At 47.0% G+C, this 21855-nt stretch carries 19 protein-coding genes and 1 pseudogene; 4 read left to right on the top strand and 16 right to left on the bottom strand.

Translation table 11 applies throughout. From position 1 onward, the window contains the following. Positions 1-56: 56 nt before the first annotated feature. Positions 57-260: a Maff2 family mobile element protein gene (locus ABF463_RS08450; protein WP_415533158.1), complete on the top strand. Its 204-nt coding sequence runs from the start codon at positions 57-59 to the stop codon at positions 258-260. A gap of 135 nt (positions 261-395) precedes the next feature. Here ABF463_RS08450 and ABF463_RS08445 read toward each other — a convergent pair whose 3' ends face one another. Next, positions 396-1013, bottom strand: coding sequence for a TetR/AcrR family transcriptional regulator (locus tag ABF463_RS08445; RefSeq protein ID WP_415533157.1), 618 nt, complete (start codon positions 1011-1013; stop codon positions 396-398). A 180-nt stretch (positions 1014-1193) separates the two neighbouring features. Here ABF463_RS08445 and ABF463_RS08440 point away from each other — a divergent pair, with 180 nt between their 5' ends. Beyond that, complete coding sequence (locus ABF463_RS08440; protein ID WP_415533156.1) at positions 1194-2648, top strand: MDR family MFS transporter; 1455 nt, start codon at positions 1194-1196, stop codon at positions 2646-2648. Between the two features lie 276 nt (positions 2649-2924). Here the strand turns inward: ABF463_RS08440 and ABF463_RS08435 are convergent, their stop codons facing one another. The 4 genes and pseudogenes from ABF463_RS08435 to ABF463_RS08420 all read right to left on the bottom strand — a co-directional run bounded on the left by ABF463_RS08435 (position 2925) and on the right by ABF463_RS08420 (position 4708). Next, the gene (locus tag ABF463_RS08435; RefSeq protein ID WP_415533159.1) at positions 2925-3017 is read right to left on the bottom strand and encodes a hypothetical protein; all 93 of its coding nucleotides are present in this window, start codon (positions 3015-3017) and stop codon (positions 2925-2927) included. Between the two features lie 175 nt (positions 3018-3192). After that, positions 3193-3276: pseudogene (locus ABF463_RS08430) on the bottom strand (hypothetical protein); the annotation flags it as partial. A gap of 222 nt (positions 3277-3498) precedes the next feature. Continuing rightward, the gene (locus ABF463_RS08425; protein WP_415533155.1) at positions 3499-3975 is read right to left on the bottom strand and encodes a transposase; all 477 of its coding nucleotides are present in this window, start codon (positions 3973-3975) and stop codon (positions 3499-3501) included. 94 nt (positions 3976-4069) lie between these two features. Beyond that, complete coding sequence (locus tag ABF463_RS08420) at positions 4070-4708, bottom strand: DJ-1/PfpI family protein (protein WP_415533154.1); 639 nt, start codon at positions 4706-4708, stop codon at positions 4070-4072. A gap of 113 nt (positions 4709-4821) precedes the next feature. Here ABF463_RS08420 and ABF463_RS08415 point away from each other — a divergent pair, with 113 nt between their 5' ends. Then, a complete protein-coding gene (locus ABF463_RS08415; RefSeq protein WP_415533153.1) occupies positions 4822-5757 on the top strand; it encodes a helix-turn-helix transcriptional regulator in 936 nt (311 codons plus the stop codon). A 374-nt stretch (positions 5758-6131) separates the two neighbouring features. Here the strand turns inward: ABF463_RS08415 and ABF463_RS08410 are convergent, their stop codons facing one another. The 10 genes from ABF463_RS08410 to ABF463_RS08365 form a co-directional block, all read right to left on the bottom strand. Further along, positions 6132-7355, bottom strand: a complete 1224-nt coding sequence (locus tag ABF463_RS08410; protein ID WP_415533152.1) for an RtcB family protein — start codon at positions 7353-7355, stop codon at positions 6132-6134. Further along, complete coding sequence (locus tag ABF463_RS08405) at positions 7348-7662, bottom strand: hypothetical protein (RefSeq protein WP_415533151.1); 315 nt, start codon at positions 7660-7662, stop codon at positions 7348-7350. Before ABF463_RS08405 ends, ABF463_RS08410 begins: the two co-directional genes overlap by 8 nt. A gap of 10 nt (positions 7663-7672) precedes the next feature. After that, entirely contained in the window at positions 7673-9211 is a 1539-nt protein-coding gene (locus tag ABF463_RS08400; RefSeq protein WP_415533150.1) for a hypothetical protein, read from the bottom strand. Between the two features lie 22 nt (positions 9212-9233). Beyond that, a complete protein-coding gene (locus tag ABF463_RS08395; RefSeq protein WP_415533149.1) occupies positions 9234-9533 on the bottom strand; it encodes a DUF2828 family protein in 300 nt (99 codons plus the stop codon). Positions 9534-9610: 77 nt separating this feature from the next. Then, on the bottom strand, positions 9611-10522 hold the full coding sequence (locus tag ABF463_RS08390) for a WYL domain-containing protein (RefSeq protein ID WP_415533148.1): 912 nt from the start codon (positions 10520-10522) through the stop codon (positions 9611-9613). After that, the gene (locus tag ABF463_RS08385) at positions 10512-11747 is read right to left on the bottom strand and encodes a WYL domain-containing protein (RefSeq protein ID WP_415533146.1); all 1236 of its coding nucleotides are present in this window, start codon (positions 11745-11747) and stop codon (positions 10512-10514) included. Before ABF463_RS08385 ends, ABF463_RS08390 begins: the two co-directional genes overlap by 11 nt. A gap of 88 nt (positions 11748-11835) precedes the next feature. Continuing rightward, complete coding sequence (locus ABF463_RS08380) at positions 11836-13059, bottom strand: TIGR02679 family protein (RefSeq protein WP_415533145.1); 1224 nt, start codon at positions 13057-13059, stop codon at positions 11836-11838. A gap of 53 nt (positions 13060-13112) precedes the next feature. Continuing rightward, positions 13113-17153: a TIGR02680 family protein gene (locus ABF463_RS08375; protein ID WP_415533144.1), complete on the bottom strand. Its 4041-nt coding sequence runs from the start codon at positions 17151-17153 to the stop codon at positions 13113-13115. 2 nt (positions 17154-17155) lie between these two features. Further along, entirely contained in the window at positions 17156-18292 is a 1137-nt protein-coding gene (locus ABF463_RS08370) for a TIGR02678 family protein (RefSeq protein WP_415533143.1), read from the bottom strand. Further along, the gene (locus ABF463_RS08365) at positions 18285-19784 is read right to left on the bottom strand and encodes a TIGR02677 family protein (RefSeq protein ID WP_415533142.1); all 1500 of its coding nucleotides are present in this window, start codon (positions 19782-19784) and stop codon (positions 18285-18287) included. The genes ABF463_RS08370 and ABF463_RS08365 overlap by 8 nt, the downstream gene beginning before the upstream one ends. A gap of 660 nt (positions 19785-20444) precedes the next feature. Between ABF463_RS08365 and ABF463_RS08360 the strand changes: the two genes are divergently transcribed. Further along, positions 20445-20933, top strand: coding sequence for a hypothetical protein (locus ABF463_RS08360; RefSeq protein ID WP_415533141.1), 489 nt, complete (start codon positions 20445-20447; stop codon positions 20931-20933). 94 nt (positions 20934-21027) lie between these two features. Here ABF463_RS08360 and ABF463_RS08355 read toward each other — a convergent pair whose 3' ends face one another. Next, positions 21028-21600 carry a hypothetical protein gene (locus ABF463_RS08355; protein WP_415533140.1) on the bottom strand — a complete coding sequence of 191 codons (573 nt, stop codon included), beginning with the start codon at positions 21598-21600 and terminating at the stop codon, positions 21028-21030. Positions 21601-21855: the final 255 nt, after the last annotated feature.

The raw sequence follows: 21855 nt of genomic DNA, 5'->3' as shown, positions 1-21855 counted from the left end.
AAACGCCTCAAAGTTGGCCCGAAGCGCCATTATCTCCATAACCGGCGGTTTTTTTCATGTCCGAATTTATTTATAGGGGGACAGATATAGAACTTTTTACTTCGGCAGTCAGTACGTCGAAGACACTTGTGGTCGCACTGGGTGCAGTTCTCGGCCTGTGGGGCAGCGTCAACCTCACGGAAGGATACGGCGGGGAGAATGCTGCATCAATGCGCAAACTCCATAAGGAAGCAGCAGTCCCACACAAAGAAGCAAGATAGACCGCCACAGACGGAATGTATATGAAAAACGGATGCCGCAATCGCGCATCCGTTTTCTGTTAAGGTCCAATTCGGACAAACTTATTCCGCAATGAGCAACCATATATAATATATAATCTCGCTATTTGTACACTGCTATTGCCGTGCCGCATGGATAAGCGGCATAAAAATACCGTCTACGATCTCCGCTATTGCGGTATCGGTTATTTCCTGCTTTGTAATCAGCTCATGATGCAACAGATCCAAAGGCAGTGAGATGACCCGGGGCGATAGTTTCTCCAAGCGGACTTCCCCACGAAGTTCCGCCTTTTTCAAGATCACCATCATAGCCGCCGTCATCTTATTCTCTTTATTTTCGGACCTTCGCTGGATGATTTGCGGCATGGCAGCAACTAAGGTACGCCAAACCTGCGGTTCCATCAACAGTCCCCGGATCGTCTGCGGACCGATTGTTTTCACCGGTTCTACACGGGCGCGCAGATAGGCAACCACATCATCGCGCAGGCTTCCGGTATCCGGTATGTTGTCTATGTTGGTTGTCGGTATCCATTTACGCAGGGCTGCCATTACAAGCTCAGACTTGTTGGCCCAGCGACGGTAAAGGACGGCCTTATTGGTCCCCGCCCGTGTCGCGGCGCTTTCCATCGTCAGATGCGAATAGCCATTTTCGGCAAGTTCATCCATTGTGGCATTTAGGATTGCCTCCTCCAGAATTTCTCCCCGACGGCGCGTACCCTTTTTTTGCTCATCCATTTTATTCCCCTCTGCCCCTCAAAGAATAAATATATCCTTGCTTTAAAATATGTACATAAGAAACAAAATAGTTTCTTATTTTTATGTAGAGTATGTCAATTGAAAAAGCTTTGCAATTATCCTATCATATTCACATAAGAAACGCAATTGTTTTCTTTAGCAAATGGAGGGAGATTCCAAATGAGTGCAGATAAAGTGAAACCAGCAAAAGAAAAACTGAGTCCGGTCGTAATGAGAGCAGCCGTTGTAATCCTCATCGGTGCGCTTGCGCCGCTATTCGATTCAACCATGATGAACGTCGCAATCCACACCATCGGAGCCGAAATGAAGATTGGCACTTCTGTCATACAGTGGATCACGACGGGATATATTCTGGCAATGGGGCTGGTCATCCCGGTTTCAGGGTGGGCCACCAAACGCTTCGGGTGCAAACGAACCTACATCTTTTCATTGGTGATTTTTTTGGCCGGCTCCGTATGTTCCATGCTTTCATGGAACATCGACAGCCTGATTATTTTCCGAGTCCTTCAAGGTGCCGGCGCCGGATTGTTGATGCCCGCACTGCAAACAGAGCTTGTACAACTCTCCGGCGGAAAAAATCTCGGACGCATTATGTCCTTCATCAGCATTCCCGCTTTGCTTGGGCCGATCCTGGGCCCGGTGCTGGGAGGAATTATCGTCAGCAACTTGAGCTGGCGCGCTATCTTCTGGGTGAATATTCCGATTTGCATCGTTGCGATTCCACTTGCCCTGTGGGGAATCCCTCAAGACAAACTTTTTGATAAGAAAGCAACCTTTGATGTGATCGGCATACTTTTGCTCTCCCCAGCATTTTCCCTTCTGATTTACGGCATTGCCCAGATTGCCACGCATGGTGGTATCACAAGCAGCGCGGTCTACATTCCACTGATCATCGGTATCGTTCTGATGGCTCTCTATGTCGTCTATGCTCTGAATACGAGGCGGGAACCGGCTCTGGATCTGCGGCTGTTCAAATCCGTAAATTTTTCTACTTCCAACATTCTGCTGGCTTTGAGTGGGATCATCACAAACGGGGCCATGCTGATACAGCCGCTTTATTATCAGGAGGCGCGCGGAGTAAGCGCCCTCAATGCCGGGTTGTGGCTGATTCCGCAAGGAATCGGTATGCTGCTCACCAGAAGCTGGGCCGGAAAAGCGGCTGACCGCGACGGCTCGCGCAATGTTGTGTTGTTCAGTCTTATTGCGGTTGCTGTCGGTACACTTCCGTTTGCCTTTGCGGGTACGGATACGAATTTTATCTTTCTGGCTGCTGCCTTGCTGGTCAGAGGGGCGGGGCTCGGCGGTCTGTTTATCGCCATCATGACCTCCGCTCTCGCAGGACTTGAGCGGGATCAGGTCCCTCATGCGAGCACGGCTACAAGAATTACGAACACCATCGGTGGAGCCTTCGGGACGGCGATTCTTGCGACCGTCGCGCAGCACCAGATGACGGGCCACTCGCCGTCCGATCTTCATGCAGTTGCCCATTCCTTCAATATTTCGTTTTGGTGGTCAATTGGCTTTACCGTAGTGGCATTGATTCCCACACTGTTTTTAACCATGCGCAAAAAAGTGGAGCTGCAGGCCGCGGATTCTCAAACAGACGAACGATAGTAAGGGCGCAAACCGATAAAACAACAGGCGAAAATGTGAAACCCCACTCTGTTGTTAGGAGTGGTGCCTCCATTCCCGATTTGATAGACAAAAAATCATTCGGTATAATGGAAAGGGAAAGAGGGCTCATCATGGAACAAAAAGGAAAGAAACGCGCCGCGCCACCGAGGTACGACGACGCTTTCAAAGCAGGGCTCACTTGAGCCATCCCCGATATTTCGGAGACAAAGAAGTAGTGCAAGCGGCTGAAATCAAAGAATATCGCAAGATTGCGGGTCATGCCATCCGCTGCTGATAAAATCGTCGTCGGAATTCTGCCGGTGCAATGTTGCCGATGGTTGTGTTTCGTCGCTGTCGGTTGTAATAGATTTTGATATATTCGAAAATAGCGGCCTGTGCCTAGGACTCTGGTCGCATAATGCTCATGATAAACCATTTCCAGCTTGATTGCACTGAAAAAGGCTTCAGCGCAGGCGTTGCCGTAAGGAGTGCCTTTTCGGCTCATGCTGGGAATGATGTGGGTTTGCAGTAAAAGTACCTGATTGTTCCGACTGGCATATTGAACGCCTTGATCCGAATGATGAATCAAGCCCGCGCCCGGCTTGTATCGCCGGACGGCAGCTTGCAGCGCCCTTTTACAGAGATCCGTGTCGATTCGCCTGCCGGCAGCGCAACCGACGATTTGGTGGTCGCTTTGAATTTGCGCTTGCGGATAGAATATAGCTGGTGCTCCTTCTGGATGTGATAAAGCCGATTACGGCCGCAGTGTGAAAATTTCAAACGCACATCGCCCAGCAGCTTGTTCAGACCGGTACGGCCCTTGTTTCGCTCATAGCTGGCCTTCAACACATCATAAATCTTCCGATTTTCCTGCCGGGTTGTGCTTTCCGACCATGCCAGCCGCCGGTAATATCCGCTTTTGGAAACTTTCAATATTCGGCACATCTTCTCCACAGAATGCTCCCCGCTGCGTTGGCGGATTACTTTGTATTTCTTCTCTGGCTTTGACTGAAGATGACGCGAAGCGCCAGCCCGAATGGGGACACCATGCGAAGCGTGGCACCGCCGCTTTTTTTAGAATCTCTACTGTGTCCTCCAGATCCTCCTTCTCCTTGCGGAGCTGGCGGTTTTCTTCCTCCAACTGCCGCAGACGGACTTTTCCGGCATCGTGGCTGTCTGCCAGGACGGCGAGCCAACGCTCCATTGTTCCTCTGGACACACCCAGATTCCGGCATGCCTCCGCGATGCTCTGTTTGTTTTCCAATACCAGCTTGATAGCGCCTTGCTTGAACTCTTCGCTATACCGATTTCCGTTGCTTTCCCCCATGATGGAACACCCCTTTGCAGTGCTTTTATTTTACACTACTCCACACCGTCCATCAAATCGGGTATGGCTCATTTCGCTATCGTTATACTGTAAATCAGCTTTCATTACTAGACGGCAAAGATTGCATGAGGGCAAAGAAATGTTGAACCTCACCAGTACTGAAATATTCATACCAGACTTTCAGTGTGTTTGACTCGAAAACACTTAAATGCTCAATAATTTGTTTCGACCAGAGCAACGCTCCGGTGGAACTCGCAGTAATAAGGTTGTGATCCGCTACAGACGGTTCATCAATATAAAAGTTTTGCCCTTTATAATCAGGAGAAGCAAATTCAAGGAAGCCCGGTCCATTACTGGTATGCGGGCGGTTATCCAATAATCCGAAGTTGGCAAGCGCAGCGGTGGCCCCACAGATTGCACACACCGTAGCGCCAAAAGAGAGAAATTTGCTTGCTTTTGCGATGATCGCGCCATGCTTCGGGTCGTTCCATGTAGTTGCGCCCGGTAATAGCAGCACGCTTGTTTCACTCATAACCATATCATCGATTAGGCAATCGGGCGCGATTGTCAGCCCACCCATTGTCCTGATCGACCCTTTGGAAACACTGACCGTTTTGAGTGATACACGTTGCGCATCCTCTTTGAAAAATCGACCGGAATTCAGCTCCGCAGTAACATACCCCAACTCCCAGTCGGCTAAAGTATCAAGAATATAAACATAGATTGTAAACATAAATTTCTCCTTTTTCATTGCTTTATTGATTTGTTTGCTTTTTTATAGTACCATGTAATCGTTGACAATAGTATGGCAACAATCAAAAAGAAGTTTTGAAAGGCGGTTACCAGATGAAGGTTGACAGGGTTGTTAGCATTATTATGATACTCCTTGATAAAGAGCGGATAGGCGCACAGGAGTTAGCAGATATGTTTGAAGTATCGCCCCGCACAATCTACCGCGACATAGACACGATTAACATGGCGGGTATTCCTGTACTCTCAACTTCGGGTGTGGGCGGCGGCTTTGAAATCATGCAGAAATATAAGGTTGATAAAAAAGTTTTTTCGACTGCCGACCTTTCCGCGATTTTGATGGGGCTTTCAAGCCTTTCCAACATGATACGAGGTAATGAGTTGGTAAACGCTCTTGCGAAAGTCAAAAGTTTTATCCCCGCCGACCGGGCAAAAGACATTGAATTAAAAGCAAATCAAATCTATATCGATTTAAGTCCGTGGATGGGTAACAGGAACATAGGAGCCTATTTAGAGATTATCAAAACAGCTTTGCAGGAAAGCAAGCTTCTTTCATTTGAATATGTAGCTCACCACGGAAATAAAACCACACGAACAGTTGAACCGTATCAGCTTATATTGAAAAGTAGCCATTGGTACCTACAAGGCTATTGCTATAAAAGAAATGATTTTCGCTTATTTAGACTCTCCCGCATGTCCAACCTGCAAATGCAAGAGGAAATTTTTGCGCCGCGAGAAGATTATCTAAATCCGCAGTTAGAATTTGCTGATATCTTGGCAACCATACAAACAAGAATCAAAATCCGTATTCATAAATCAGTTATGGACAGAGTGCTTGATTATTGCACTTATGAGGACTTTTCGCCAGATGGCGATGAGCATTACATCGTTCGGTTTCCTTTCATAGAGAACGAATACTACTACGATATTCTTTTCAGTTTTGGGGATAAATGCGAATGTTTAGAGCCGTACCCTATCCGCGAAGAGATGAAGCACAGAATACACGATATAGCTGCCCTGTACGAAAGTTAATACCTAAAATACGAGCCGCTTGTCCGACGGCTGGTTGAAAAAGTTGCCTGTCTACACGGCATCTGCGGATGTCGCGGATCAATTTACTGTGGAATTCAAGTCCGGCGTGACAGTGGGGGTGAATGAACAAATTCCAAAAACGAACGAGGCACTCTACGAAACTAAATCGTAGAGTGCCTTTATGTAAACACAGACGTTTCTCGTGGGCGGCAGCTTGGAATATGGCGTACTGAAAAGAAATCAGAGAGGTTCAAAAGGATGAAGAAGGCATGGAAAACATGCGCGTCCTTGGTGAAAAAAATCCATGACTGAAATTTTGAAAAAAGGGACGAGTAGATTTCAGCGTTATCCAGAAATCTACTCGTCCTAAAAAATTAGCGTCTGCGAAATCTGTCTCCCTCAGCCGCCTTGAAGTTATAGACCGGCTTGATTTTTGCTATTATTTCTGCCGTAGGTTCAATCTGCGCGATGATCTCATCCATAGGCTTATATGCCATAGGAGATTCGTCCAGTGTGTTAGGCACGACACAAGTAGAATAAACACTATTCATTTCTGCTTGATACTGCTCCATCGTCAGCTCATGAAAAGCTTTACTGCGGCTCATGAGGCGTCCTGCTCCATGCGGAGCGGAGAAATTCCAATTTGGGTTACCTTTGCCAATGCAGATTAAGCTTCCATCACGCATATTGATTGGGATCAAAAGTTTTTCGCCCGATCTTGCAGAAACGGAGCCTTTGCGAAGAATCATGGAGTCTGTGTCAATATAGTTGTGAATCGTAGTAAATTCATCTGCGACAGAAAGGCGAAGCCCAACAAGAATCGTGTCGACCATTGCTTTACGGTTCAATACAGCAAACCGTTGGATGATTTTCATATCGTGTACGTAATCATCGAATAACGAGCCCTCTACATAAGCAAGATCTTTCGGAACCGGAATTGCAGCTTGCTCTTTCAAAGACTTTATGGTACTTTGGATTTCTTTTTCTCTGCCCTCAGCTTTCAACCCGGCGATCACTTCTTCTAATTGGAACTGAGCGTTACCGCATAAAGCGTTATAACCTTCCTGCTGATAATGTTCTGCGACTTCACAACCGATGTGACGGCTACCGGAGTGTACCACAAGGTATAAATCTTCGTTATCGCCACGGTCTATTTCGATGAAATGGTTACCACCTCCGAGTGTGCCAATGCTTTTCACGGCACGGTCAACATTGACATGACGGGCACATCGAAGCTCAGAAAAATCAACATTATCTGAAAATTTATGTGCTTTACCCCTGATTTCAAAGCCAGCGGGAATGCACTTGCGGATACACTTATCCAAACGTTCAAAGTCGATTTCGTTCGTGTCTAACAGCACGGTTTCCATGCCGCACCCGATGTCCACGCCAACCATACCAGGTACAATTTTGTCGGCGATGGTCATCGTAGTGCCGATTGTACAGCCTTTACCGGCATGAACATCCGGCATAATACGAATTTTGCAATCAGCAAACGCTTCTTGATCGCAAACGGATTTTATTTGATCAGCTGCCTTATCTTCCAACTGGGCAGTGTAGCAAACGGCGGTGTTATGCAAGCCCTGTACGTTAATCATGGGATTCACCTTTGTTAATCGAATTTTGGGTTAGCTGATGAAGAAACTGCGACAACTCCGTTACCTCTGTTTTGGTCATAACAAGCTCTGTTAGGCGGTATTCTTTGCCGTGCAATGCTTTCCAGAGCCTTTTGAAATACGGCCCGATACGCCCGGTCTGTTTAGCGTACCAACTGCTTTCGGTAAGCGACACAAAATATTGTTCACCCTCATCATCACAATTCATTGCTTTCCAAAGCAGGCCCGAACCGCATCCGCAGTCGCAGGTTATAATGAGCTCTTTGTTTTCTTTGGTTGTGTATATCATAGCATGATCCTCATCGCAGCAAAAATAATAGTTCCTGCTGTGTCCGCTCCGGGATTCTGTCAGCTAAATTCCGAATGCTCGCTTTGATTTGCTCTACCTGCACCTTGTTTGGCAATATGTAGGAACGATTATAAGCTCCGACCCATCTTGCAAGAACCGTCAAAGCGGATTCACTCATCATTTCTCCGCCGGATTCCAAGACGTTGAGTATAAAAATAAGCCGTTTCCATTTACCTGCCATCAGTAATACCGAGAAACACTTTTGCTTGGTGTTTTCACACGGCGCATTTTTGAATATTTCCATTACTCTTGCATAATCCGGAGCATTTGATTTACAAATAAGGTTACGTGCTGTCTTTACAATACCGACCCGATTGTCGCCCAGAAGTTCCGTTATAAGCGGGGCATACATATCGCCGTCTAGACGCATCACCGCTATCATGGCAGCTCGAACGACCGATACCTGCTCTGCGTGCAAGTGCGTTTCAAGCATAGCGGCATCTTCGCGCGTACCTATTTCGCCTAACCCCAAGATTGCGGGAACCATCCGATCGGACATATGACTCCTATAAAACCCACGATAATCGAATGAACCGTTATGACTGTTCAGATAAAGGCGGGCATGCTCCCGGACTGCCGCACTTTTATCAAGCAACAGACGTTCAGCAATTGCCAGAGCGTTGTTTTTCCTATGTTCGCAAATATATCGGAATGCCAACAGCCGATTAAATGGATATTTATCCCTCAAAAATTGTTCCACTACTGTGTCCAAAGATTGACCGGCATCGATAAGCCGACGAAAGATGCTTCCGCGCAGGAAAGGGTCGGTTTCACGTTTCAAGCGTGCAAATGCCAAATCATACCTTAAGAATTCAGCACGGAAAAGTGCGTTTGTACAAATTCGGCGCGTCCTGAAATCTGCATTCTCCAAGCCCGCAATAAATTCACGTTCATTTTCTTTTGCCGCCAGCGCATCAAGTATATGTTTTGAAAACTCCTTGGATTCCGGCGTTCTCGTACTTCGACTTAATTTATCCGCAAAAGGCAAGGCAGAAAGCAATTCACCACTCACCAGATGAGATAAGCGATAATTGACAGCCTGTTTGGCGGCTAACTTTACCTGCGGTACCCAGTCATTTTGGCGCAGAAGAGCGAAGGAAAGCGTGTTGGCATAATTATGCATCTCTTGCAATGCACGTTCCCGGATAAACCCATTCGGGTTAAAAGAAGCAAAAACCACAACGGCACGTCTTTCTCGCTCACTCATTACGAGGGTGAAAAAACTTTCCATCGTGTATTTGCGCCAATCAATACTCCATTCCATTGATGTGGTCTGACGCATTTGCTCATCTACACGCACCATTTTGTCAAAGCTCATTGTGTCAAGCGCCCCACAAAGCGCCTGGGCAGCAGTTGTTTTTGCCTTGTTGCTGTTTTCTGAAAAAACGCAGAAAATCCAAGGGATAGCACTGAAATCACCGGATTCCAGCGCTGATAGATACCCCGGCAGTCGTGCGGAAAACCAACCAGTGTTTTTACCCCAAAACAACAGTTATCACCTCTTTAAATGGTTATGCCTTTATCACTGCGTATCGCTCGTTATTAAGCGTATCCAGCATAAAAGTCATCGGTGACAAATTACCGGACTCGATCATCGAAAAGACGCGGGGGGAGGCGCCGGAAACCAGTACTACACCTTGCTCATTGCTTGCTACCGGCTGCTGCTCGTTTCGGCTCTGTACATTCCAGAAGACCACGGTGGGCAGTCGGTAACCGCGCGCGGCAAATGCTTTTTTAGCGTATGTAAAGTTGGAAATCTCCGCATTCGCCGCGCAGGAGTCAAATTTCATAGTTGAAATCCGATAAACCAAATTGTCTGCTGTCTGCGCTTTACGAGTATTACATTAACAATTATAGGAATGAAAATCATGGAAAAAAAGTTGCGAACTTATTCCGTTATAAATTTTTGCTGGAGAAAGAGACGTTCTTGTATCAGATTCATGAAGCTTTCGGGAGCGGTCACGCGAATCATCGGGCCGAAGGACAATATGCGGATCAGCAGCTCGGTTTCATCCTGGGGTTCGTACCAAAGGATAACAGTATAGCGTCGCTCCTCCAGTCGTCGGGTTTCCTTGCGGCAATCGGAAAAATGCAGCATAACCCTTTCCAGCGCGTTGCGCTCATCCATCAGATCAAAGATGATGGAGGCATCCCTTTGTCTCGGAGGAATACACTCACCATCACCGTATCCCTCTAACAGCTCACATTGGGTAATGCGTGCAAGGTTGATGATACGGCTGTGCCAAACGCCGGATGTAATCAAACGGAACTTATCATCTTTTGCGGAGTATTCCAGTCTGAAAGGAACAAACACGCCGGAGACCCGCCTGTTTATTCGGCTGCTGTGGCTGATTCTCAACTTGCGTTTTTCCCGCAAAGCCTGCAGTATGGTGTGGAAGTTCTGAATATAGTTCGCATCTATATAGGGGTCACCATCCGCGTAACGGTCAAAGTAGACAACATCGTCATAAGAAAACAGCGGCTCCACATTCTCAAGTCCGGTTTCGCCCGGATGAAAAAGCGCAATACGCAGATCGGAAAGAAGTGTTTTCAGCCACCGCTTTTCAAGCGTTGTCAGTGGCATTTGCGGTGGATGCCTCATCGGTGTTTGCCCATTTTTATTAATCAGGAGCCATTCCTCATTTTTAAGCGCCGGAAGAACGGTAAGAACACTCTCGGAAAACGCCTTTTCCCGGATAAGCTCCGACATGCGCTGATCCGTAATAGCGCACTGGACTGCCTCGCGCAAAATGGCTGCAACGGCGTTAAAATAGGCGCTGTATACCTCACTAAACAGCATTATTTTCCCCTCCATTTCCCTTATATAGGTCGGTCATCGCCGCAAGATCGCGGTGGAATCGCTTCTCCACGGCATGATTGGAGCAGGTCAATGACTGGATTCTGCCTATAAAAGTCCGCACCCAAGGCAGCATTTCCTGTGCGTCGTATACGTCGACGGAATACCGCCAGCATGATTCGCTGATTTGCGTGACGGTGCCGCAACGTTTTTCACGCTCCATCCGCTTTACAATGTAGTCCTCATCCACGCCGATTTTGAGCGTCATTTCAATGTGTTCTGTGTGCCCATCCTGCCCGGTTGATACGCCCCAAAGATGTTTTTGAAATTCGGTGAACCGCGCCGAGTCTACGCTATAATTCTCCGCGATAGTAAGAGGTTTTACTGCTTTGATGGAATCAAGCCGAATAAAGGAAAACCGTTTGATATGTATTCCGCAGCAGGCCACATACTGACGCCCGCCCTGTGTACTGATATAAATTTTAAGCGGCAGAATGGTTCGCCGCTTATTGGGGTAAAGCTCAAGTTCGGTACAGCGATGATTATGGATCGCGGTAAGCAAGTCCAGCATGACGTCGCTGCTCGGCGCGAAAAGCAGATAGTTATGCTTGAATGCGTAATATTCGGGTACTGCATCGAATTTATCCTGCAAATAAGAACCAATTACACCAAGCGGGTCGATCTCGGCAAAAAAGCAAATCGCATCGCGCCATAGCCCAATGTCGACGGCATCGCAAGGTAACCGATAGGCAAGCTGCTTGCCCTGTTTTTCGGCGGTAATCAGCCCCAAATCAACATATTCTTTCAACTTTTTGCGAAGGGTGGACTCATCGATGGGATCAGAATGCCCAAAAAATGGCAGATAATCACGGTCGATCATATCCATAATTTCCGAAAGCAAGATTGCTTTATCCGGCGACAGAATATCCATCAGCCAGAAATGCAGCGTGATATCATTTTTGGTGAAACTTTTGGCTTTCCATGCCTGATAGAGTGGATTATGCGGAACACGGCGGCTGTCAACGGAGATAAACATGTTCTTTCCGTTTGCCTCCTGATGAAAGGACATATATTCGCAGAGCCAGCTCTCTATCCGGCGACGCTTGTTGTCATAGCTTCGCGCACTCTTAATGCCGACTTCTTCGCGGCTTTTAAATCCGTATACAAAAAACTCCCGCATGTAATCACGAATGTTGGAGATGTTTTTGACAAGTTCATTATACGCCATGCGGGATTCACCTCTGTTTCTCTGAAATAGTTATTTATCTATTCTAGAGCAGCAACTATCATCTTTTGCGTTTAAAAGCCAACTCTTTCTACCGAACATCGGCATTTAGGCCGTTTAAGAGCTGCTCCAATAACAGTTCTTGATAGCCCGCGCGCCGAGTTTTCCGTATTTCTGAGGAAACTGCCTGCAAATCGGGCGAACGTAGCTGGTCTAACTCTGTAAGCCGGGATGAAGAAATTGATTCTTCCGACAAAGAACGGTAATAATCATCTTTCTCCAAATGCCAAAAAAAGAATTGTTTGGGGTAACGTAATGCCATACGGTCGGCTATGCGCAGGCCTTCTGGGTCAAAATCACCGGAGTAATACATTATGCAGCCTGAGGCGGCCAATAAATCGAGCAGGATCAGTGATGCGGTTTTAACCTGTCCGGATGTACATAAAATAGGGGGATGCGACGGTAGAGATTGCTCACACAGATGGGAAAAAACCATTTGATTTTCAACGATGTAAATCTTCCCAGTCGGACTTGCCGCACGAACAATTGTTGACAGATTGGAAAGTGTCAGCACAGCGCTTTCATTGCGGGTACGGAATGCTTGAAATGCGGGATGTTCCCCTTCTTCCGTGTAAAGCAGAAGGCCGGACTGTGTGGTAAAGCTGGAAATATCATCCGCGAAAAGATTAACTAAAAAAAGGGTTTCCGCCCGCTGCTCGGCAGTGTGAGGATATTTCCTTTGCTGCCAATCGCAAATTCCATATAGAAGTAACTTGCCGGCAAGGCGGTCCATATCAAAGCTGTGTGGATTTGCGGTTATTCCCGCGCTGAAAACAGCCAGACGGCGCTCTGAAGGCGATTGGGTCGCTAAAATATCGAGTGCGGCACACGCCTGTTTTAAAGCGGTACATGCCGCCTCTTCCTCTTTGTCGGCAGCCTTCAAAAAAAGGGAATATCCGTTTCCCCTAGACTCCAGCATACGTTGTATCCAGTTCTGTGCCGTTTCTGATTTTGCCTGCATATACATCTGTTCAAACAAGTTCCTGATCCATTCTTGACGGGCTTTGTGTACTTCTTTATTTACGCGCACCGGGCAACCGAAATATCCCTCCAACAGTTCAGGGAGTGAAGTATCCTGAAAACGACTGGCCTTTAGTGCTTGCTCGAAGTCGGAAAGTCGATATTGCAAGGGCTGATAAAGTGTTTTACCCATGAAAAGGCCCGCTACACGGCACTCCTCCTCTGTTGCGTCCGGAAGAGAAACGGTTCCGGACGCCTTCCCATAAGACCTGTATTTTTTCAAAATTTCATTCATCTGGCGGGCCCAACCCGATTTTTCGAGGAAATAGGTAACACAGTCAGTTTGGCTCATAGAAGCATCGCACCTTCGTCGAGTGTTTTTTGGTAACCATCCCACTGATAAAAAAGAATCGTGACTACCTGAGAATTGGCTGGGCGGTACATATCTGCAATCTCCAAATGTGGGACAGATGCATAGCAGCCCCACAATGCCTGTGAATTCATGATATAGCCAAAGCCAAGTGTTTCCACAAGGGCAAACATACTCTCAATATTTTTGTCGTCTACACCCGCAAAGGCTTCATCTAATGCGATGACATACGGGCATTCCACGCTGGCTCTTTTATATTGTGCGGAGATTGCGGCAAAGAGAGGAACATACATAGCCATCGCTTTCTCGCCTCCGCTGAACTTGTTGAATTCAGAATTGGTAAGATTCTTTTCCTTTTCACCCCGTCTTTGAAAAGAAAGAGTGAATTCAAACCAATTACGGAAATCCAAAGCGTCCCGGATAAGGTCGGCATAGCTGACAGACTGGTCATTTTCCATTGCGAGCCGTCGTGCGGAGGTCACCTTAGTCCGAAAATGCGCTGTGATTTTGAGGCGGTCTTCATCGCTTAGAATTTCGATATCTCTATTTAAAAGCTCTACAAGCCTTTTCGTATCCAATTCCCCATCCGCTTGCTGGGATTTTCCTTTCCATGAAAGATTAAAAACAAGTCCCATTGAGGTATTCACACCGCTCATAATTTCGCCCATTGTGTGCACCCATCTGTGGCTAACCGCAATGCGGTTACGGAGTTTGCCGCTAATTGTTTCTGTTAGGATGGACTCGAAAAGTTCCCGATCCTTTTCATTCAGCAATTCCTGCATCAAGGAGATCTTCTGGCCAATTTCCTGTAGGAAAAAGGGAAGAGAAACTTGTTTTCCATCCAGCGTCAGAAGAATCAATCGCCGCCTTCGCAGAACTCCCGCGGTCTCTTCAAACTGCGGAATAATTTTGGGCTGATAGTCCGTAAGCGCGGCGCTGTTTTTGAGAAAATTTTCGTGAAGCGCCTGATACATATTATCAGGCAATTGCTCTACATCCTGTGCGCGCAGTTTAAGATCGGCTTTGCGCGCGGCTGCTAAAACGCTTTCATCCGCTGTATCGGGGAAAAATCCTAGCGCCTGCTCTTCCAAAAAATACGTCCTCAGATTGTTTTCGCGTTCAATCATAGTCACTAGTTCTTGTGCTTTTTGCAGCTTTTTTTCACGTAGCTGTTTAAGTTTGGTCGCATCTACTCTGACGTCTGCTTTCCAATCTGGCAGATTTTTTTCTAAATCAGCGATTTCTCCATTGATTTTTTGCAATTTTTCCGCGAGCGCACGATTCTCGGGTTGATTTAAAAATTCCTGAAGCGCTTTGATTTCCCGGTTCAGCGTCTGTGATTTATTTTTCCTCGTTCGCGCCGCCAGTTCAAGTGACAGCAAATAATCCTCGACCTGTTCCAGCTTGTCACTTTGTGCCCCCAAAAGTTCTTCGGCGTGGTGATAGCCGTTCCAGCCTTCCTCCAGATCATGCAGCAGCGCCATGTAATCGTCCAAAGAATGCTGCTCTTCCAGAAATGCGCTTGCGGTTCTTGAAACCGGTATCTCTTTGCACAGAGTAATCGCTCGCTGCTTTGCATTGCCCAAAGCGGCACGAGCATCTTTTTCCGTCTTATCAAGTTGCTCTACTGCACCCTTGGCAACCGCAAGGCTGTTTTCACAGGTCTGTACCAAACTCAGCGCCATCGCGAGATCAGCAGTAGAAGGTCTACCCTCATATTCTGCATTTAGGTTATCGATGCGCTGCTGCAATTTTTCGAGTTTCATATACTGCAGTCCCAGCGCGCCTTGGCATTCCGCAATTTGCTGCTTAAGCGCGTCTATTTGCCGTTGGCGATTCTCGCGGCGGGCGGCCGCTCCAATGAAGCCTGCTGTTTGGAAAGGATGACTCTTCCCACCTAAAACACCGAGACGGTAACGCCCGTCCGGAAGAACGGCAGTATCCCCGTCATCGTCCGTACAGGAGATTCCACTAAGCGCTGTCTCTGCGGCTTCCTTCAATGGGCCTTCTACAGCGTAAAGATCATGCAGCGGCTGACGAGGACGGGCATCGGATATTTTGACAAAATGGTCGGGATGCTGTTCCAAGATGTCAGACAGAACGGCCTGCTCACATTGCGGCACCACCAGAGCATCCAACAGACCCATATCGGTAAGCTGTGCTTCCAACAGATCTTTTTTTCTTTGCTCCGTACCAGGAGCATAATCAATCAGCTCGTAAAAAGGTGCACAGAAAACACCACGGCGGCGCAATTCTTTACGGGTTTCTTGAACCGCAGCCGCTCTGGGCGGAATAGGTTCCGGTGCTTCCTCTAAGACTTTGAGTTGTATACATAATTCATTATAGGTATCCTGCAATCCTTTCCGCTGTGCTCGACATTCGGCTAACTGCGTCTGCAAAAGACCGTAATGTGCATTTCTTTCATTGGACAGGAGAACGTTCAGTTCACTATCATCTACAGTGCTTTTGTAATGGGAGACGATTTGTTTAATCTGGCCTAACAGCATATCGGATAATTCAAGTTCCCGATTTCCGGCTTGTGCGCGCAGAAAGGCTTCAATCAGTTCGTCGCGGGCTTTCTGTTCTACCAGATATGCGGTATCCAACTCATTTTGGGCGGTACGGCACTTGATATCCGCGCTGTTCAACCGCTTTTGTACATCGTCCAGTTCTCTGCTTTTTTCTGCCTGCTGTTCCAGCGCGGTCTGAGCGTCCTTCAACCGGCGGCTATAAGCCGTGCCGGCAGTGTAGGCCTCTTTAAAAGCGGTGGATGACTTTTGGGCGAGCTGCTTTTTTAGTTCCGAAGGCCCGTTCCATTGCAACTGCTCCTGCACCTCGTCCAGCTCATCCAATCGTAGTTGGTAAAGCGCCTGTTGGTCGTCTTTCTGCCGATTCAGATTATCTAGCGTGCGTTGCGACTGGTTTCGTTTTTCCCTCTGTCCTTCAACATTACGTGCATCCTGTTCACATTCGCGATCATTTTCTTGCAGTGCATCTTGCAGTTCTGTCAAGCGCTCCGCCTTTTCCTGCAGGGTGTTGCTGCTGCCAAACGCATTTTTCTCTGCTTTAAGCTGAGAAAGGATTTCGCTATCCTTCTGTATCTTTACATTCAGCTTCTCAATTTCAAGCTTTAGGTCTGCAATATCGTTTTGTGTGGTAGAAACATGACTTCGCAGATTTTCCGTTTCATCGCGATGATTCAAGAACGCACGTGCTTTTTGAGCCAGCATGTATTGGTTATATCGGGTATATTCAGTTCGGATAATTCCCGCACTGATCTGCGCGCGTTCCAGCTGTTCCAGATTCCCCTGAATGCTGTCCATCTTTTCCATCGCGTCAACCATCGCCTGCAAGTCATTATCGCTGAGCGGCTGCAAAGATGAGTTCAGAATATCCTGTACCAAGGATGGTTTGAAATCCTTGCTTAGCTTTGGGGCACGGATTTGAATCAATAGCGTGATAAACTGCTCATATTGGTCGATGTCCGGGAACTGGAAAATACGGTCATTGACCAGTTTTTTATATTCGGTCGTGCTTTCGGCCCAGTTGCCGGGATCGCCCAATGCGTTTTTAGCCTCTTGCTTGCTGAGGGGAAGCCGCTGTGACCCGGCTTCGCGGTACAGGCAGAAATCGTAACCGATTCTGCGACCGTCACAAAGGCAGAATCCCCAAAACGATGAAATCCCTTTGCTTTTCTGTGCGCGCATCCCGATGACCAGTGTGCAATAATGTTCCACATCCGGTTTCTTAAATTCCAAATACAAATATCCAATGGATTCGTCCCGGTCTCCGTCTCCCAAGAGATAAAAATCCATTTTCCGATCCTTGGTTCCAAAAGAATCCAAGCGTTCCGGACGATGGTTACCATCCAAAATAAAAGGGATAAAGCTCTGCGTCGTAATAGATTTACCTGCACCATTCGCGCCGCGCAGCAGTAATCTGCCGCCTCGAAAGGGAAACTCTTCAACATCATATAACCAAAAATTAACGAAGCCTAAACGGTTCATTAGCCAGCGCAAAATCATACCTCCTCTGTTTCATTGCTTTCCCGGTAATTGCCAGTCATTTTTCCCGCTGCGGGTAGAAGTGCAATCCCCTCTTCGCGCCGAGACAAAAGCATCCAGCTTTCCATATAGGTGAGTATCTCTTCGGTCAATTTTTCAAGAGATATCTCCCGATACTGCTTCCCCCATAAAGCAGAATACTGTGTTCGGCATTTTTGAAGTTCCTGGGTAAAATCATGGAGGGACAGCACTACGAAATCATTCATGGCACGTGGGTACTCATTTTCCAGAATAACTGAGCGCAATCTTGCAGAAAGGTTTAGCGCAATATCGCTCAACATACGATCTTCCGGATAGCTCATACCAAATGACTCATCTTCATTCAAAACAAAATACGCACCGTTTTTGTAGATCTGCAAATTTCCGCCAATGGTCTGATCCAGGTAGCGTTGTACCCAACCGCGTTGATTTTTGATATATGCATAAACCGGATCATCAGGCTGCTCCCAATACACTGCGGGTGAGAGCGCGAGCTGGCGATACACTCTGTGGGTACGAAGGACACCACGGTCCTGATTCAGGTTTTCCGCACCCTCCTTTTCAAAGTCCGTAGTGCAGGAAAAGCCTGAAATGTCATAACTGAAGCTGACGGAAAACCATCTTGACAATCCGGTGTTTTCATAAAGAACCTCCTGACTCTGATCGGATGAGAAATTCTCACTGGTTCCGTCTCGGGTCTTAATTAGCGAAAGAGACTCCGCATAGCATAGTACCCGAACCAAACTCTTACGGCTAGAAAAGGTTTCCCAATTCCAATCAGAAAGAACAGGCTGCAGATAAGCAAGCACTGAGGGAGTGAGTTCTGAAAGGAGAAACCGTTCTCCCTCATCTCTGTCCTCCAAGAAAATCAATAACGCACATAGCAGACAGTAATCGGAAGGTGCATCAAAAGCTTCGATTCCCATAGAGGGTTCAGCATGTGCCGGAATCTTTTCCAATTTGATCAGTTTCTCGTTGATGAACAGCTTCCAGCCAAACTGTTCCCCAAGAATCTTTTGAAAAGTGGGTAAGGCTCGTTTAACACGGTGGTATAGGGCAGCATCCTGTTCTCTAAGAATCCAAAATTGCCCTAAAAGAACACGAAATTCATCCATTCGCATCACGTCCTTCAAACACTAGTACATAGGCGGGCATGGTCAGATTGCCATCCGTGCAGTGCAGCGAACAGGAGCCTGGCTGGCGGAGCAAATAAAACTTCTGTCCATACTCAGTGATGGCATGGCGGTCGGAAGCGTTGTTGGCCAGCACAACCCAGTTTAGAAAAATTTGCCGTGTTGAAGGTTCAAGTGTATCTGTGATGGAAGAAAAATCCAACTTTCCATTCCGGATATATTGCAGCGCCAGTCTTTTTGTTCGCTCCTGTTCTTCAAGAAATTTTTGGCGAAGCGCCGCTTTCTCCAGATTTTTGCTTGAGAATCCACTTTTGTCGATGCGTGGCTTATATTGGCGGCTGCGGGTATCGAGTAGATACGCGCAAGGAGCTTCCTCATAAATGCTGCTGTTTATGTTATCCGTATCTCGGGCGCTATTGACCGTAAAATGACGGACGGAGGCAACACCAAAAACATGGGCGGAAAGCTTATGTGCTTCTTTTAGGTTCTCGCATTCCGCAAATAGCCGGAGAAACTTTTTGTAATCTTCCTTGCGACTTACACCGGAGTTTTGCATCTGAATAATTAAGTTGGCATTTTGAATAATCTTCCGAATCACTTCATTGGTCGTTTCCAAAACATATTGACTTTCGCTCAGGCGACCCGCTTCGGAAACAAACCACTCATAAAGTGAGCGCCATTTTCCACGGATGTTTTCTTTGATCTGTACCTCGAAATTTGGCGGGCGCTCCGATGAGGGACGTGGTTTCTCCAGCTCACTTGCGACGATTTTGTCTAGAATTATATCCGTTAGTGGCTTTGGAATCTCAAGGAGAACTTTTTCAATTTTTCCGCCCCTTGATTGCAGCTCCTGTACAAAATCCCTCAGGTATTTAACGACGTGCTCTTTATGCGCGATAAATTCTGCGGAACGCATCATATGTTCTGCCTTAGTTGAATAAAAGTCTCTCAAATAATCCTGGTAATTCTGGTTAAGCCGTTTGAAATCCTCTTGCAGGTTCTGCCACCATTCATCCACGTCCTTAAGTTGGGCGGTCTGTAGAGATTCCATCTCCATCAGCGCGTTTTGGATACGGGGAAACAGGTAAATCGAAAGCGAGGCGCTTTCCAAGACGAGCGCTTCCAATCGGATCGTCATACGCTCTACTTCCACGGCCGCACCCGACATAAGATATCGAAACTGATTGTTTTTATATTCCGCAATTGTGTTTGCTCGGCTAGGGTCTTGGATGGGTGTGAGGTTTTTCCAAATAACCAACTGGTTCAGGTGCGGAAGAAGCTGTTCCATCGTGTAGTCCGCAAAGGCAGAAATTTGATGTAGCTTTTCCAGAACAGTTTCCTTATCTAACTGGTAATGAGTCTTCTCAGATTCGTCATAAAACACACGCATGATGGCGCGATAATGCGCTGTATTATCCGTGTTTAAATAAGATGTTTCAGGTATATTATCCATAGAAACTGCATTGACCGGCATAGCTCCGCCTTCTTTACTTTGTATTTGAAATGAAGTCACATCAATGAAACAAGGCTGCATCATCAAATTCGAGTCTTCTATAATTTGCATTGGTAACCCTACTATTACAGTTGGATTTTATATCAGATCAGCCCCGATAATTTGCATTTTTATGCCTTGAGTGAAATATCTGCATTGATAGTAGTTCGATGTACCTTAATCCCTTGTGTTTCAAGATATTGCATCAGTTCCGTGGAGGGGACTGGATGTCTCTCGTCTGAATTTTCATACAAATACTTTAGAAAGTGCAGAATCATGGACTTATTTTCCATGTATTTACCGTCTAATTCTTCAGCTTAAACTCATTCTACAATTTTGCCACATACAAACGTTCCTTTTCAGCTTGTACATTGTTGTACCTCTTTTTGCGCTTTAACGACATCTGCCATATAGTTTACACTGATTGAGAAAAAAGAACAAGCTTAGATATCGCTTTTGTGAAGCAACTATTATTAGTTTTAGGTTTCTGACGACATCTTTGACTTGCTCATATTTGCGTATGCGTAACATCTGTGCTTCTAATCAGAGATTGCACGCATTTTAGTCCGAGAACAAACAGGGGTATGCTGCTTTTTCACGATTGACTTTATCACTATTAAATATTTTGAAACAGCCCGGCAAATGATAAACGGTTACGATAGAATCAGTTTTTTAATCACCGATGGCATTCTTGTTATCGACTGCGACCATTACCGCAGCGGTAAAGATGTTCTGACGCCCACTGTATTTGAAATTGTGAACATGTTCCCGGATAGTTATATGGAATGGTCGCCTTCCGGTAGCGGACTACATATCATCGGCTACGCACCGGAAATCCGCTTTGACAAGCAGAAATACTGGATGAATAACCGCACTCTTACTATTGAAGTCCATATTCCCGGTGCAACGAACCGTTTTATAACTCTGACCGGTAACATGTTCCGGAGCGGCAGCCTGCCTGATCGAACCACTGATTTGCAGAGATTTCTCGAACGGTTTATGCGACGGGACAGTGACAGCCCCGATGTTCCAAACACAGGAAATGAATCCAATCTTGACGATGACACCGTTATATCTCCAAAACTACCTATGCCAGAAAAGGCACCCTATGTGAAAGCGTCCTTCGGGTAATGGGTGATTACGGTAGAGCTGTCCATCTTGAGACCATTGCGCTCAAACATCAAACTGAACCACTACCGGCTAAAGCCGGTAGTGGTTCAGAACGTCAAAGCAGAAAGAGGCGGCTTACCAGCATTGCAGGTACTACAACCATGCGCAATACTTTCTCGACCGGGATGACAGCCTTGAACAGCATATTCTTCGCACGGAGCCGTCTGCCGAGGAGGTTTACGAGCTTGAGGTCGCTGAAAAGCGCTTCTATTCCGCTTTCGCTTCTTTGTCTGAGAAACAAGCCCGGCGGATCTACGCATACTATTTTTCCGGTATGAGCAAAGCGGCCATTGCCCGTGCGGAGGGCGTCACAAAGCAGGTGATCAACGCATCCGTCCGCAAGGGCTTGGAGAACATCCGAAACTTTATGAAAAAATACCTGTATATTGGGGATGACAATTGTACGTTTCATCTCACGATAAGTAGAAGGACTTTTTGAGAGCCTTCTACTGTACCTCGACAATTGAATACCCCATATTTCAGGTATATACTCCCGCGTGGCTGCGAAAGCGGCAAGCGAAGGAGGGGCGGCGCGACGATGGCAAGCCGGAGCAATCCACGTACTCTCCAACCCGGCTGTAGCAGGCCGGGGCGCGACGATACACGCGGGACACAATGATACTTCCACACGGCCTCCCACGGACTTGAGGGGGAGCCCTGCGGTATGCGCAGCCTTTGACAAAGGCGCGGTGCTGCGGATCTATGATGCGGCGGGCCGGCCGCAGCCTGAAATATGCCCCTGCCGGGGGTGCGTGGCAAATACGGCAGAACAGCGGCATTAGAGATCATGGGCTGGCTCTGCTTCTGCGGAGCCAACCCATTCCTGTGATGCCGATGAAGACACAACCGCATGTCGCAACATTGCATCATATAGCGCGCCGAT

This window comes from Ethanoligenens sp., from assembly GCF_047718355.1.
In the GTDB taxonomy this organism is placed as follows: Bacteria; Bacillota; Clostridia; order Oscillospirales; family Ethanoligenentaceae; genus Ethanoligenens.
The sequence above is the reverse complement of the archived record's forward strand: the minus strand, read 5'-3'. Positions and strand labels throughout refer to the sequence as shown.